At 51.1% G+C, this 13741-nt stretch carries 11 protein-coding genes; 6 read left to right on the plus strand and 5 right to left on the minus strand.

The window, feature by feature from the left end:
- Positions 1-167 precede the first annotated feature (167 nt).
- Positions 168-1451: a mechanosensitive ion channel family protein gene (locus M979_RS01275; RefSeq protein WP_064553230.1), complete on the plus strand. Its 1284-nt coding sequence runs from the start codon at positions 168-170 to the stop codon at positions 1449-1451.
- A gap of 246 nt (positions 1452-1697) precedes the next feature.
- Here M979_RS01275 and M979_RS01280 read toward each other — a convergent pair whose 3' ends face one another.
- The 4 genes from M979_RS01280 to fdnG all read right to left on the minus strand — a co-directional run bounded on the left by M979_RS01280 (position 1698) and on the right by fdnG (position 6664).
- Positions 1698-1952, minus strand: a complete 255-nt coding sequence (locus tag M979_RS01280) for a DUF1158 domain-containing protein (RefSeq protein WP_064553269.1) — start codon at positions 1950-1952, stop codon at positions 1698-1700.
- A gap of 116 nt (positions 1953-2068) precedes the next feature.
- Complete coding sequence (fdnI, locus tag M979_RS01285; RefSeq protein WP_064553231.1) at positions 2069-2725, minus strand: formate dehydrogenase-N subunit gamma; 657 nt, start codon at positions 2723-2725, stop codon at positions 2069-2071.
- Positions 2718-3602 carry a formate dehydrogenase subunit beta gene (fdxH, locus tag M979_RS01290; RefSeq protein ID WP_064553233.1) on the minus strand — a complete coding sequence of 295 codons (885 nt, stop codon included), beginning with the start codon at positions 3600-3602 and terminating at the stop codon, positions 2718-2720. The genes fdnI and fdxH overlap by 8 nt, the downstream gene beginning before the upstream one ends.
- Positions 3603-3613: 11 nt before the next feature.
- Positions 3614-6664 (minus strand): formate dehydrogenase-N subunit alpha, encoded by a 3051-nt coding sequence (gene fdnG, locus M979_RS01295; protein ID WP_157093190.1) that lies wholly within the window; start codon positions 6662-6664, stop codon positions 3614-3616.
- A 305-nt stretch (positions 6665-6969) separates the two neighbouring features.
- Here fdnG and M979_RS01305 point away from each other — a divergent pair, with 305 nt between their 5' ends.
- Positions 6970-7869 (plus strand): acetamidase/formamidase family protein, encoded by a 900-nt coding sequence (locus tag M979_RS01305; RefSeq protein WP_064553237.1) that lies wholly within the window; start codon positions 6970-6972, stop codon positions 7867-7869.
- A gap of 61 nt (positions 7870-7930) precedes the next feature.
- Here M979_RS01305 and M979_RS01310 read toward each other — a convergent pair whose 3' ends face one another.
- Positions 7931-8860, minus strand: a complete 930-nt coding sequence (locus M979_RS01310; protein ID WP_064553239.1) for a LysR substrate-binding domain-containing protein — start codon at positions 8858-8860, stop codon at positions 7931-7933.
- A 394-nt stretch (positions 8861-9254) separates the two neighbouring features.
- On the opposite strand from M979_RS01310, the gene M979_RS01315 reads away from it, so the two are divergent.
- The 4 genes from M979_RS01315 to M979_RS01330 all read left to right on the plus strand — a co-directional run bounded on the left by M979_RS01315 (position 9255) and on the right by M979_RS01330 (position 13732).
- A complete protein-coding gene (locus M979_RS01315; protein ID WP_064553240.1) occupies positions 9255-9860 on the plus strand; it encodes an ankyrin repeat domain-containing protein in 606 nt (201 codons plus the stop codon).
- A 131-nt stretch (positions 9861-9991) separates the two neighbouring features.
- The gene (locus M979_RS01320; protein ID WP_064553271.1) at positions 9992-10795 is read left to right on the plus strand and encodes an oxamate carbamoyltransferase subunit AllH family protein; all 804 of its coding nucleotides are present in this window, start codon (positions 9992-9994) and stop codon (positions 10793-10795) included.
- Entirely contained in the window at positions 10773-12323 is a 1551-nt protein-coding gene (gene fdrA / locus M979_RS01325) for an acyl-CoA synthetase FdrA (RefSeq protein ID WP_064553242.1), read from the plus strand. Before M979_RS01320 ends, fdrA begins: the two co-directional genes overlap by 23 nt.
- Complete coding sequence (locus M979_RS01330; RefSeq protein ID WP_064553244.1) at positions 12320-13732, plus strand: YlbE family protein; 1413 nt, start codon at positions 12320-12322, stop codon at positions 13730-13732. The genes fdrA and M979_RS01330 overlap by 4 nt, the downstream gene beginning before the upstream one ends.
- The last annotated feature ends 9 nt before the right edge of the window (positions 13733-13741 follow it).

Here is a 13741-nt window from a genome sequence, read left to right on the forward strand (position 1 = left end):
ATCGGGTGTGGAAACAGTTTTTATATCATTATTCCCAATAAGAATTATCTGCTGCTCATAAATGCAATGATAATATTGTAAAGAATGTTCAGTGAATTAAAATGCTCTCAACGTTGCACTGAGAATCATCTCCCTCCATTATATGCGTTGTTCAGGAAGGAGTTATTATGAAAGATTTGGTTTCATTTCTAAGTGCTTTTGGCATTGTTCTTGACCCAACAACATCGATATTAGTGGTGCTGGGTATAATTTTTGTGTTTGTGTTAATCGTGCATTTTATTCTACACCGGGTTGTCCTGCGTACTTTTGAGAAGCGAGCACAGACCAGTCAGCATTTATGGCTGCAAATTATCACAGAAAACAAGCTATTTCACAGGCTTGCTTCAACACTGCAAGGTGTTATCGTCAATATTCAGGCGGTTCTGTGGCTGCAAAAGGGTAGTGACGTTAGCGAGATATTAATTATCGCCGCACAGCTATGGATTATGCTCTATTCCTTACTGTCGTTATTCTCTTTGCTGGATGTTATTTATAATTTCTCACAGAAATTTACTATTACGTCGGATATTCCATTGAAAGGAATATTCCAGGGCGTGAAGCTTATTAGTTCCCTGATTATTGGCATTATGATGATTTCCCGAATTATCGGCCAATCTCCTGCGATTCTTATCAGCGGCCTCGGTGCAATGGCCGCGGTATTAATGTTGGTATTTAAAGACCCGATTCTTGGGCTGGTGGCCGGTATACAGCTCTCGGCAAACCGTATGTTAAAGCTGGGTGACTGGCTGGAAATGCCTAAGTTTGGTGCTGACGGTGCGGTAACGGATATTGGCTTAACAACTGTGAAAGTGCGTAACTGGGATAATACCATCACCACCATTCCGACCTATGCGCTGGTCTCTGATGCATTTAAAAACTGGAGCGGAATGTCGCAGTCCGGTGGTCGCCGTATTAAACGCAGTATTAATATTGATACCACCAGTATTCATTTTCTTTCTGCCGATGAAATACAGCGCTTAATGAATGCGCGATTATTGAAGCCCTATATCGACTCGCGTAGCAAAGAAATTGAAGAATATAACCGCACGCATAATAGCGATGGCGTTTCGGTATTAAACGCCCGCAGTATGACGAACGTCGGGACGTTTCGTGTGTATCTCACCGAATATCTGCAAAACCATCCACGTATTCGTAAAGATATGACGCTTATGGTGCGCCAGTTAGCGCCAGGGGCTGAAGGATTGCCGATAGAAATTTATGCGTTTACCAATACGGTCGCCTGGCTTGAGTACGAAGCCATTCAGGCAGACATTTTCGAGCATATATTTGCCGTGGTCGATGAGTTTGGGTTGCGTATTCATCAGGCGCCCACCGGCAATGATATTCGTACCCGTCATACTTCAAGCTGCAGGTGCGTTGGCAGCTCTCAGTCACCCGAATCACTTACTTGAGTAAGCTCATCGGGATTCCTTCGTTTGCCGCCTTCCTGCAACTCGAATTATTTAGGGTAGATACTCGTCGTACTTCAAGCTGCAGGTGCGTTGGCAGTTTGTAGTTCGGTTAAGCGCAGCGCCAGGCGGCAGAAATGGTGGATGGCGCTAGCCGCTTATCCACCCTACCAAATCCCGTTCGTAGGTCGGTTAAGCGCAGCGCCAGGTGACCAAAATAGAACGGCATTCCCATCCTAAAACTGAACCTCACGCATCCCGGTCAATCGAAAACCAACGCTTCCAGATAAAACGAATCACAAAGTATTCAATGGCACCCAACGCCAGGAACCACAGACAGAAAATGATGGTGTAAAGCTGGTTCATATCCAGCAGGTGGAACATTTTGATGAGTTTTTGTGCAAGCTCAATGGTCAGCGCAGGGGCGGGGAGTAGCAGACAGGAAAAGAAGGCCAGCAATAAAATACCGCCAGCCGTCATCAGGGTTTCCAAAGGGTGTTTCATGCGGTCGTTATCCCCGGACTCAATCGTTGCGTTAAAAAACATATTGTCCGGGAAAACATCTGCTGATTCAAATCCCTGCTCTCCCGAACGCAATCCGGGAAAGCAGGGCAGGAGAATTACAGCCCTTCGGTACTCTCTTTCTTCGCTTCTTTGGCAACAATGGCACGATACCAGCGCGGATGGTGTTTCTGCGCCCAGCGGCGGCTAACTTTGCCGTCGATCATCCCTTTTATTGACCCTTTTACCCAGAACGCCATATACATATGCACCATAATCGCAAGGAGCAAAATAATGGCTGATGTAGCGTGGATAAGCAGGCCGTAGCGCACGACCTGAATTGGGAAGAACCCAGCAAAGTACGGACGCCAGATGATAACTCCGCTCACCAGCAGCACAGAAATCATGCTCATGATGGTCCAGAACATCATCTTCTGCCCGGCATTGTATTTGCCAACTTTCGCCACTTTATGCTCATTGCCTTTAAGCACTTCAACAATGCCCTTCACCCACGGAATATCGTGTTTGTCAGGAATGTTGTGGTGCACAAAGCGCACAAACATAAACATCAGCATCACAAAGATCGCCACACCGAAGAACGGGTGCAGAATGCGGCCCATTTGTGGCGTACCGAAGGTTTCCGTGAGCCATTGCAGCGTCGGGAAGAACAGCGCGATGCCGGAGAGCGATACCAGGAAGAAGCAAATCACCATCGTCCAGTGACAGGCGCGGTCGATAAACTTCGTCCTGACAATCATCTTGCTCTGCTTAGTCATGATGTTCCTCCTCGTCTTCATCCACCTCTTCGTTCGGCCCGACGCCAATGTAATGGAAAATCAGCCCGGCGAAGGTGGCGATGAAACCGGCCGCCGACAACGGTTTGAGGATCCCTTTCCACAGGCTGACCGAGGTATCAATTTGCGGTGCTTTCGGCAGGTTGTGATACAGCTCCGGCTGGTTAGCGTGGTGAAGAACATACATCACGTGCGTGCCGCCAACGCCTTCAGGGTTGTAGAGTCCCGCGTGCTGATAGCCGCGCTTTTGCAGCGTTGCCACGCGTTGGTCAGCCAACTCCAGCATTGCCTTCTTGGTGCCAAAGTGAATGGCACCGGTCGGGCAAGTTTTCACGCAGGCAGGTTCCTGGCCTACGCTCACACGGTCCACGCACAGCGTGCATTTGTAGACGCGGTTATCGTCTTTATTCAGGCGCGGAACGTTGAACGGGCAACCGGCAATACAGTAGCCGCAGCCAATACAATGTTCCGACTGAAAATCGACGATGCCGTTAGCGTACTGAATGATAGCTCCGGCAGACGGGCATGCTTTCAGGCAGCCCGGATCTTCGCAGTGCATACAGCCGTCTTTACGAATGAGCCACTCCAGCTTGCCGTTCTGAGTGGTTTCGCTAAAGCGCATAACCGTCCAGGATTTGGCACTCAGATCGGTGGGGTTGTCGTACACCCCCACGCAGTGTCCCACCTCATCGCGGATGTCGTTCCACTCGGAACAGGCGACCTGGCAGGCTTTGCAGCCAATACAGCTTGAGACGTCAATCAGCTTTGCGACTTCATCTTTGTAGTCACGAGCCTGCGGCGGTGGCGTAAAGCCGTTAGTAGCCGAACGCTTGATAATATCCTGAGATTGCATGGACATGAGTTCGCTCCTTACGCCTTCTCAATGTTAACCAGAAACGCCTTGAATTCCGGCGTTTGCGAGTTGGCATCGCCTACGCCAGGCGTCAGCGTATTGGCCAGATAGCCTTTCTGCGTCCTCCCTTCAAAGCCCCAGTGCAGCGGAATACCAATGGTTTCCACCTGCTGGCCATTGACGTTTAGCGTCCTGATACGCGGTGTCACTACCGCTTTGGCACGAATAAAGCCGCGCTTGTTACTGACTTTCACGGTATCACCGGTGGTGATGCCTTTCGCTTTTGCCAACCCTTCGCTTATCTCCACAAACTGTTCCGGCTGCGCAATGGCATTAAGCCGTGCGTGTTTGGTCCAGGTATGGAAGTGCTCCGTCAGGCGGTAGGTTGTACCGACATAAGGGAAGTCCTTATGCGTACCCAGGCGCTTCGCGTCGGCTTCAAATATGCGTACCACAGGGTTAGACACCACATTCGGGTGCAGTGGGTTAGTGCCCAGCGGCGTTTCATACGGCTCGTAGTGCTCAGGGAACGGCCCTTCTGCCAACTTATTAAGCGCGAACAGACGCCCCAGCCCTTCCTGCTGCATGATGAACGGCCCTACGTTGGCTTCCGGCGGTGAGTTGTTAAAGTCCGGGATGTCGTAGCCGACCCATTTTTGCCCGTTCCACTCTATAAGCGGACGCTCTGGATCCCACGGTTTACCTTGCGGGTCTGCTGATGCGCGGTTATACAGCACGCGGCGGTTCATCGGCCATGCCCAGCCCCAGCCAAGCGTGGTGCCCAATCCAGACGGGTCCGCGTTATCGCGGTTCGCCATACGGTTGCCATTCTCAGTCCAGCTTCCGGCGTAAATCCAGCAGCCTGAAGAGGTGGTGCCGTCGTCACGCATTTGAGCGAAGGAGTCCAGCAGCTCGCCTTTTTTACGCAGCAAATTGCCTTTGTCGTCGTACAAATCCGCTAGTGCATAGCCGTTGTTTTCTTTCGCGACTTCTTCAGCAGAAGGGTGGAAGAACTGGTCATAGTGCCAGCTCATATTCATCAGCGGCTCGATGCCTTTGCCGCCTTCCTGGCGATAAAGCTCGCGCAAATGATGGAGCAGGCCAGCCAGTATTTGCCCGTCGGTACGCGCTTCGCCCGGCGCATCCGCGCCTTTCCAGTGCCACTGCATCCAGCGGCCTGAGTTGACGATACAACCGTCTTCTTCGGCAAAGCAGGTGGACGGCAGGCGGAAGACCTCGGTCTGAATGCTCGCGGAATCCACGTCGTTCATTTCGCCGTGGTTCTGCCAGAAATTAGAGGTTTCTGTGACCAGCGGATCGATAACGACCATGTATTTCAGCTTGCTGAGCGAGGCAACCAGCTTGTTTTTATCCGGTGTGGAGGCAATCGGGTTAAAGCCCTGGCAGATATAACCATTCACTTTGCCCCGATGCATCATGTCGAAGTATCGCAACACGTCGTAAGGCTGATCCCACTTCGGCAACCAGTCATAACCCCATTGGTTCTCGCGGGTCGCAGCGTCGCCGTAGAGATGCTTCATCAGGCTAACGAAGAACTTAGGATAGTTGCTCCAGTAGTTAACCTGTCCCGGCACCACAGTTTTTGGCGTATTGGCATCCAGATAGCTTTGCAGATCGACATGTTTCTCGTTCGGCAGTGCCAGATATCCCGGAAGCGTGGTAGCCAGCGGGCCGATATCGGTCATGCCCTGCACGTTGGAGTGGCCGCGAAGCGCGTTAACGCCGCCGCCAGGCATGCCCATATTACCGAGCAGCAACTGGATCATCGCCATGGAGCGAATGTTCTGCGCGCCTACGGTGTGGTGAGTCCAGCCCAGCGCGTAGAGGAAGCTTGTGGTGCGATCAACCGCACTGGTGGAGGCCAGCACTTCGCAGACTTTCAGGAAATCTTCCCGCGGTGTGCCGCAGATATTTTCCACCACATCCGGCGTGTAACGGGAAACGTGCTCTTTCAGCAGATTCCAGACGCAGCGCGGGTGCGTGAAGGTGTCATCGCGAAGCGGAACGCCCTCGCTATCAAACTGGTAGTTCCAGCTGGTTTTGTCGTACTGACGCGCCTCGGCGTCAAAGCCACTAAACAGGCCATCGTCAAAGCTGAAATCGTCACGTACCAGCAGGCTGGCATTGGTGTAGTGCTTAACGTATTCGGCGTTAATTTTATTGTTGTTAATCAAATACAGAATCACGCCCAGCAGGAACGTAATATCGGTGCCCGAACGGATTGGGGCATAGACATCTGCAATTGAAGCGGTACGGGTAAAGCGCGGATCGACAACGACAATTTTCGCATCGTTGTTTTTTTGCGCTTCCAGCGCCCAGCGGAAACCAACGGGATGAGCTTCTGCCGCATTACCGCCCATCACGACGATAACGTTGGCATTTTTCATGTCGATCCAGTGGTTCGTCATGGCACCGCGACCAAATGTTGGAGCAAGACTTGCTACCGTTGGTCCGTGTCAGACGCGTGCCTGGTTATCTACGCCAAGAATACCCAGAGACCGAACAAATTTGTTGGTCAGCGCGCCGTTTTCGTTACTGGCGGCCGAGGCGCAGAGCATCCCGGTTGTCAGCCAACGGTTCACCGTCACGTTGTGTTCGTTTTTCTCAACAAAGTTTGCGTCGCGGTCGTCTTTCATCAGGCGGGCGATGCGCGTTAAGGCATCATTCCAGCTGATGCGCTGCCACTTGTCGGAGCCTGGCGCGCGATATTCCGGGTAAGTCAGACGGCTTTCGCTGTGGATATAATCGAGAGAACCTGCGCCTTTCGGGCAAAGGGCACCGCGGCTTACCGGGTGATCCGGGTCACCTTCGATGTGGAAAATACTGGATTTGACATTGCCTGAGCCATCCCCGGCCATGCTGTACATTAATAAACCGCACCCAACGGCACAGTAGGAACAAGTATTACGCGTCTCTTTGGCACGCAGCAATTTATAGTTGCGTGTTTCCGCGAGCGCCATTTTCGGTGCAAAACCAAGAGCGGCTACTGTTGTCCCTGCCATCCCGCCTGCACAGATTTTAAAAAACTTTCTGCGACTGACGTCCATCCTAACCTCATTGTTATGACGTATGAATGACGGCGAAAATAGCAACTAAAAAAGAAGGATTATTGAGTAAAATCAAATCGCTAAACATTGGGTAACAAACCGCTACTTAATGAGTAGAGTTTTGTTTTTTTTAATAACCATAAATAGAGTGTGTGCATTTACTGTGCGGAGTAAGGCCGTTTTGCCTGGTATTTGCCGGATGGAAAGGGATTGACTCCTGACAGCCGCGCGCTAACTTGCTATAAAAATCAGACTAAAACAAAAGCTGTATCGCTAACACTTCAGACACACAATCAGGATTCACTATGTTAAAAATTGCCAACACCCAGGTCATTTACGCTATGAGCCGTGAAAACGCGCCTGTTGCGACGATTTCAACCAATACAGACGTCAGCTTTGCTACCTGCGACTGCTTTTCTGATCAGATTCAGACGGCTGATGCTGTATTTAACCAGCTTGACTGGCAGCGCATTAACCCCGCCACCGGCCCGGTGTTTATTGAAGGCGCACAGCCAGGTGATGTGCTGAAAGTTGAAATTAAAAGCATCGAGCTACGTGGCAATCAGGCGGTGATGGTGACTGCTCCACAACTTGGCGTGATTGGTGATGAACTTACCGAACCGCGCATTTTGGTGGTGCCGATTGATAACGGTGAAGCACAATTGCCTGGTGGGGTGAGCGTGCCGATTAACCCGATGATTGGCGTAATCGGTGTAGCACCTGCGGGTGAGGCGATTTCTTGCGGTACGCCGGATAGCCACGGCGGCAATATGGATTGCAAGATGATCACCGCCGGTAGCACCCTCTATTTGCCGGTTAATGTCGAAGGGGCGTTATTTGCCTTGGGGGATCTGCATGCGGCAATGGGCGATGGGGAAGTGTCGGTGTGTGGCCTGGAAGTGGCTGGTGATGTGGTGGTGAATCTTAGCGTGATTAAAAACCGCCGCTTACCAACGCCAATGCTGGAAAACGGTGACTCCATCTTCACGCTGGCATCAGCATTAACGCTGGACGACGCTGCCGCACTTGCTACGCGCAATATGGCGCACTTTATTGCCGACAACACTGATGTGACATTGCCTGACGCCATCAACCTGCTGAGCATCAGCGGTGATTTGCAGATTTGCCAGGTAGTTGACCCACTGAAAACCTGCCGCTTTGCGCTGCCAAAACGTGTGGCGGAGCAGCTGAAGCTGAAGATTTAATAAGTTTGCAGGGTGGACGAGCGTACGCGACATCCACCTTTGTTTCTCGACGTGTTATTGCTCAATCCCGATGCAACAAATCCTGATAAATCTCCGTCAGCAACCCGCCCGGCGCAAACTGCTTTTTAATCCAGCGGGTTACCTGCCCGGTGGCGGCGTGCTGGGTTGCCAGCAGCATTCGTGAATCCTGGCGTGGGTTGTTTATCTGGCGTGTCACCAACAGGCCGCTATCCTGAGCCTCGCGCACCATATAGCTCGGTAAAAAACCAACGCCTTCTCCCAGAATCTGGCACTGACACTTGGTGTTGAAGTCGGGCACCAGAATCGCTTCTTGCCCATGCAGCAGCCATCCCACCTTTTTATTGAGCGTCAGCGCCGTGTCTTCAACCATGATATTGGGATACAGGCGCAGCTGGCTTTCAGAAATGGGCTCCGGCATAAATGCCAGCGGGTGGGTTGGGGCGATAGCAAATTCCCAGTGAATCGCGCCGATTTCCGTGTAATCAATCCCACCACCGTCGAGCAACGTATCCGGCGCACCAATCGCAATATTTGCCTGGTTATTGATAATTGAGTCCCACACCCCGTTGTACACCTCGGTGGTGATAGTAATCAGGCAGGTAGGGAACTGCTTTTTGAGTATTTGCAGCAGCTTTGCCGTGTGGCGCGGGGTGTAAAGCAGTTGGTTGATGCAGATACGTACCTTCACCTCAATGCCTTGCGAGATGGTATCAACACCGCGTTTTATGGCATGGAAATCGTTAAGCAGTTCGGTCGCTTTGCGATAGAAATAGAAACCGGATTCGGTCAGTTCAATACTGCGGGTATTGCGCACAAACAGCACCACATCAAGGTACGTCTCAATCCGCTTAATGGTGTAGCTGATGGCGGAGGTGGTGACATCCAGTTCGATCGCGGCCTTACTAAAACTTGAAAGCCGCGCCGTGGTGGTGAAAGCCAGCAGGTTCTCTTCGGTAAAAATGGAATTCATGCGCCACTCCCGTCGGTCGGATAAGTGCAGCGTCATCCGACAGCTACCCAATCCTATTGTTGAATGTATTTGTATTCCTTATGATCCGCGACTTTTACTTGAACCATATTTAACACTACCGTTACAACTGATTTGAAGAGCATCACACTTCTTGAATCTCATTTATCCCGCTATCTGCAAGGGCTGAAGGCGTTCCTCATAGTGAGAGATAAAGGGCGCTGAAAGCTCTTCTATCATAGGTAAAAGATTGCTCTATCGCACATTTTGCTCACATTGTTGAAAGTTATTCAACAATGCTGTCATTAACGATGAATGAATTTTAAACGGATGTTAAAGCGGTCATAGTGTTGCTATTCTCAATTCATCAGAAATAGCAAAGTATGGGAGTATGGATATGTCTCAGAAAGAACTTATTGCAGAATTTCTAAGTGCAGCAGAGCAGGGGCATCTGGAAAATCTAAAACAATGTCTCAGTGATGGTGCAGATATTAACGCCACCAATCGCCAGGGGCGTACCGCAATTACACTGGCCAGCCTTCACAAAAAATATGACTGTGTGGAATATTTAATTGGAGCCGGTGCTGATATCAATAAACAAGATCAAACCTGTTTTAATCCCTTCTTGCTGAGTTGTCTTAATAACGACCTGACATTATTACGTTTGGTATTACCAGCAAATCCCGATCTGAATTGTTTATCCCGCTTTGGTGGCGTGGGAATTACTCCTGCCAGCGAAAAAGGTCACGTTGAAATTGTCCGTGAGTTAGTTACACGCACTGAAATTAACGTTAACCACACTAATTTTGTAGGTTGGACGCCATTGCTTGAAGCCATCGTGCTCAATGATGGTGGGGCGAAACAGCAAGAGATCGTCAAACTACTGCTCGATCACGGTGCCAACCCGCACATGACCGATAAATATGGCAAATCGCCACTGTCTCTTGCGCGTGAAAAAGGTTACCACGAGATTGCCGAGCTGCTGGTTAACGCCGGGGCCTGAACAGGAGATGCACTATCGCCGGATATCTTCAGCGGCAGTGCCTTTTTGCACAAACGGCAGATAGCGCTTTTTTCGCCCCGGATTTATACGGTGAAACAAAAGGTTATGTTGAGCAGGTGTTTGACCGGGCGGTGAATATTCAGCTCCCTGCCAGGCAACAAATCTTCACTCTGCTCAGTACCGATTGTGATAACGCACCAAATAGCTGTCGTTTAGCAGTAGAGCATTGTCAGAACCATTTTAAGCCCGGTGAACGGGTTAGTTTTCACAGTAACGGCATTGATATTGGCACAGATAAGCGCATCGATTTCTCGCGCTGTACACGCTGGGAACCTGAAGCGCTTTTTCTAAGCCACACACGAATAAAACAGACCGACTGGCAAAACCTTGCACAAATGACACAGGCCAGTGTCATACAAAGTTCGTCACTATTTTATTTTCATGGCGATAATATTTTTTACCAGGAAACGAGTCGCCTGCTGCAATTACACCGCAAGCAGCTTATATCAGCGCTAAATAAAGGGAATTGCGCTGCGATTGAAAATGAAATAAGTGGGTTGCTGGGTTTAGGTATTGGGCTGACACCATCCGGTGATGATTATCTGGCGGGATTAAGTGCGGTTTTATTTATTGCCGGGCACCCCGCGCGGAAATATCGTGAGGTTTTTATTTCCGTGTTGGAGAGAGAAAAGCATAAAACCACGCAGCTAAGCGCTATTACGCTGCGTGAAGCTATTGATCAACGTTATCGTGAAACTATTTATGGTTTTATTTATCAGGTGGTCAATGGTGATTTAGACAATATTCAGCGGTCTATTAACGAAATTAAAAAAATAGGGTCAAGTTCAGGATGCGACATGCTTTGCGGCATGGCGGATGCCTTCTTTTTGACCCGAAATAACGGAGGAAATTATGTCGACCAGGATTGTGATTAAAAAGAATACCTATTTTGATTCTGTCTCACTGATGTCTATTTCAACCAAAGCCAACCAGCTTGAGGGTGTGGAACAGGCGTTTGTCGCGATGGCGACCGAGATGAACAAAGGGGTACTGAAAAACCTCGGCTTGTTAAACGACGAGCTGGAACAGGCGAAAAACGGCGACCTGATGATTGTGATTAAAGGCGCGAGCGATACGGCGAACGACGCCACGCTTGAAGCCATTGAAGGGCTCTTCACCCGCAAAGACAGCGGTAGCTCACGTCACGAAGCGCGTTACGCAACCCTTGCTAGTGCACATAACAATATCCCGGAAACTAACCTTGCGGTGATTTCCGTCAACGGCGCATTTGCCGCCCGTGAAGCGCGTCAGGCTCTGGAAAATGATCTCAACGTGATGCTGTTTTCCGATAACGTTTCTCTTGATGACGAACTGGCGCTCAAGCAACTCGCTCACAGCAAAGGCTTGCTGATGATGGGGCCGGACTGCGGCACTGCAATTATCAACGGTGCCGCGCTGTGCTTTGGCAACGCTGTGCGCCGTGGTTCGATTGGTATCGTTGGTGCATCCGGTACTGGCAGCCAGGAATTGAGCGTGCGCATTCATGAGTTTGGCGGCGGTATTTCACAACTCATCGGCACCGGCGGGCGCGATTTAAGCGAGAAAATCGGCGGCATCATGATGCTCGATGCAATCCACATGCTGGAAGATGACGCGCAAACTGAAGTGATTGTTCTGGTTTCCAAGCCACCAGCTGAAGCCGTAGCACGTAAAGTGCTGGAGAGGGCCAAAGCTTGCCGCAAACCGGTGGTAGTTTGCTTCCTCGGTACTACAGACGCTCGTGAAGATGAAGCAGGTTTGCAGTTTGCCCGTGCGACGAAAGAAGCCGCGCTGAAAGCCGTTCTGCTGACCGGAATTAAAAAAGAGTCACTGGACTTACACCCGCTCAACTGGCCGTTGATTGAAGAAGTCCGTGCGCGCATGAAACCTGAGCAAAAGTACATTCGTGCGCTGTTCTGTGGCGGCACGCTGTGTGACGAAGCGATGTTTGCGGCACTGGAAAAATACCCGGACGTTTACAGCAATATCCAGCCGAATCCTGAATACCGCCTCAAAGACGTGAATGTCAGCATCGCCCACACCTTCCTCGATTTTGGCGATGACGATTTCACCAACGGCAAACCGCACCCGATGATTGACCCAACCAACCGTATTAGTCGCCTGTTGCAGGAAGCGCGTGACCCGGAAGTTGGCGTGATTGTTATGGACTTCGTCCTGGGCTTTGGCTCCCATGAGGACCCGGTTGGTGTGATGCTTGACGCCATCAAAGAAGCGAAAGCCATTGCTGCCCGTGAAGAGCGCAACCTGGAAATTCTGGGCTACGTGTTGGGCACCGATTTGGATACCCCTTCGCTTGAAAAGCAGTGCCAGATGCTGACGGATGCGGGCGTTATCTGGGCAAGTAGCAGCACCAACACCGGTTTGCTTGCGCGTGAGTTTGTTTGCAAGGAGAAAGCACAATGAGTTTATTCACCCAACCGCTAAACGTGATTAACGTTGGCATTGCAATGTTCAGCGACGATTTGAAAAAGCAGAGCGTTCCCGTTACACAACTGGACTGGACGCCACCGGGGCAGGGTAATTTAGCGGTCGTTAACGCGCTAGACTCCATCGCCGCTCCGGCACTTGCCGAAAAAGTAGCTGCGGCCAACAAACAGGCCGTCGAGCGCATCATCCAGTCACAGCCTGTTCTGGTGGGTTACGACCAGGCGATTAACGTGGTTCCGGGCATGACGCGTAACACCATTCTTCACGCCGGGCCGCCTGTTGCCTGGGAAGATATGTGTGGTGCGATGAAAGGCGCTGTCACCGGAGCGCTGGTGTTTGAAGGCCTGGCGGCGAATATTGATGAGGCCGCGCAGCTGGCAGCATCAGGTGAGATTATCTTCTCGCCTTGCCACGAACACGACTGCGTGGGTTCGATGGCGGGCGTGACTTCTGCCTCGATGTTTATGCATATCGTCGAAAACAAAACTTACGGCAACCGCGCTTATACCAACCTCAGCGAGCAGATGGCGAAGATCTTGCGCATGGGCGCTAACGACCAGAGTGTTATCGACCGCCTTTTCTGGATGCGTGATGTGCTCGGCCCAATGCTGCGAGATGCCATGAAGCTTGCGGGTGAAATCGACCTGCGTTTGATGCTGGCGCAAGCACTGCATATGGGCGACGAGTGCCACAACCGCAATAACGCGGGCACCACATTGCTGATTCAGGCGCTCACGCCGTGGATCATTCAGACCAACTTCACCGTCGCACAACAGAAAGAAGTGTTCGATTTTGTCGCCAGCAGCGACTACTTCTCCGGCCCAACGTGGATGGCGATGTGCAAAGCGGCAATGGATGCGGCGCACGGCATCGAATACAGCACCGTGGTTACTACAATGGCGCGTAACGGCGTGGAGTTTGGGCTGCGTGTTAGTGGCCTGCCGGGGCAGTGGTTTACCGGCCCGGCTCAGCAGGTGATTGGCCCGATGTTTGCGGGTTATAAACCGGCAGATTCTGGCCTGGATATCGGCGATAGCGCGATTACTGAAACCTACGGTATCGGCGGATTTGCGATGGCAACGGCTCCGGCAATTGTGGCGTTGGTTGGGGGCACCGTGGATGAAGCTATCGATTTCTCGCGCCAGATGCGTGAGATAACGCTGGGTGAAAACCCGAACGTCACCATTCCATTGCTGTCGTTTATGGGTATTCCAACCGCCATTGATATTACGCGTGTGGGCAACAGCGGCATTTTGCCAGTTATCAACACGGCCATTGCCCACAAAGATGCGGGCATCGGCATGATTGGCGCCGGGATTGTCCATCCGCCGTTTGAATGTTTTGAGAAGGCTCTGCTCGCCTTTGGTGAGCGTTACTCTTTCTGAGGGATACCC

Source organism: Buttiauxella noackiae ATCC 51607 (assembly GCF_001654865.1).
Taxonomy (GTDB): domain Bacteria; phylum Pseudomonadota; class Gammaproteobacteria; order Enterobacterales; family Enterobacteriaceae; genus Buttiauxella; species Buttiauxella noackiae.

Coding starts and splice junctions, on each gene's coding strand:
- fdnI (WP_064553231.1), bottom strand. CDS start 2,725: ATGACTAAGCAGAGCAAGATGATTGTCAGGACGAAGTTTATCGACCGC.
- M979_RS01310 (WP_064553239.1), bottom strand. CDS start 8,860: ATGAATTCCATTTTTACCGAAGAGAACCTGCTGGCTTTCACCACCACG.
- M979_RS01330 (WP_064553244.1), top strand. CDS start 12,320: ATGAGTTTATTCACCCAACCGCTAAACGTGATTAACGTTGGCATTGCA.
- fdrA (WP_064553242.1), top strand. CDS start 10,773: ATGTCGACCAGGATTGTGATTAAAAAGAATACCTATTTTGATTCTGTC.
- M979_RS01305 (WP_064553237.1), top strand. CDS start 6,970: ATGTTAAAAATTGCCAACACCCAGGTCATTTACGCTATGAGCCGTGAA.
- fdxH (WP_064553233.1), bottom strand. CDS start 3,602: ATGTCCATGCAATCTCAGGATATTATCAAGCGTTCGGCTACTAACGGC.
- M979_RS01280 (WP_064553269.1), bottom strand. CDS start 1,952: ATGAAACACCCTTTGGAAACCCTGATGACGGCTGGCGGTATTTTATTG.
- M979_RS01275 (WP_064553230.1), top strand. CDS start 168: ATGAAAGATTTGGTTTCATTTCTAAGTGCTTTTGGCATTGTTCTTGAC.
- M979_RS01315 (WP_064553240.1), top strand. CDS start 9,255: ATGTCTCAGAAAGAACTTATTGCAGAATTTCTAAGTGCAGCAGAGCAG.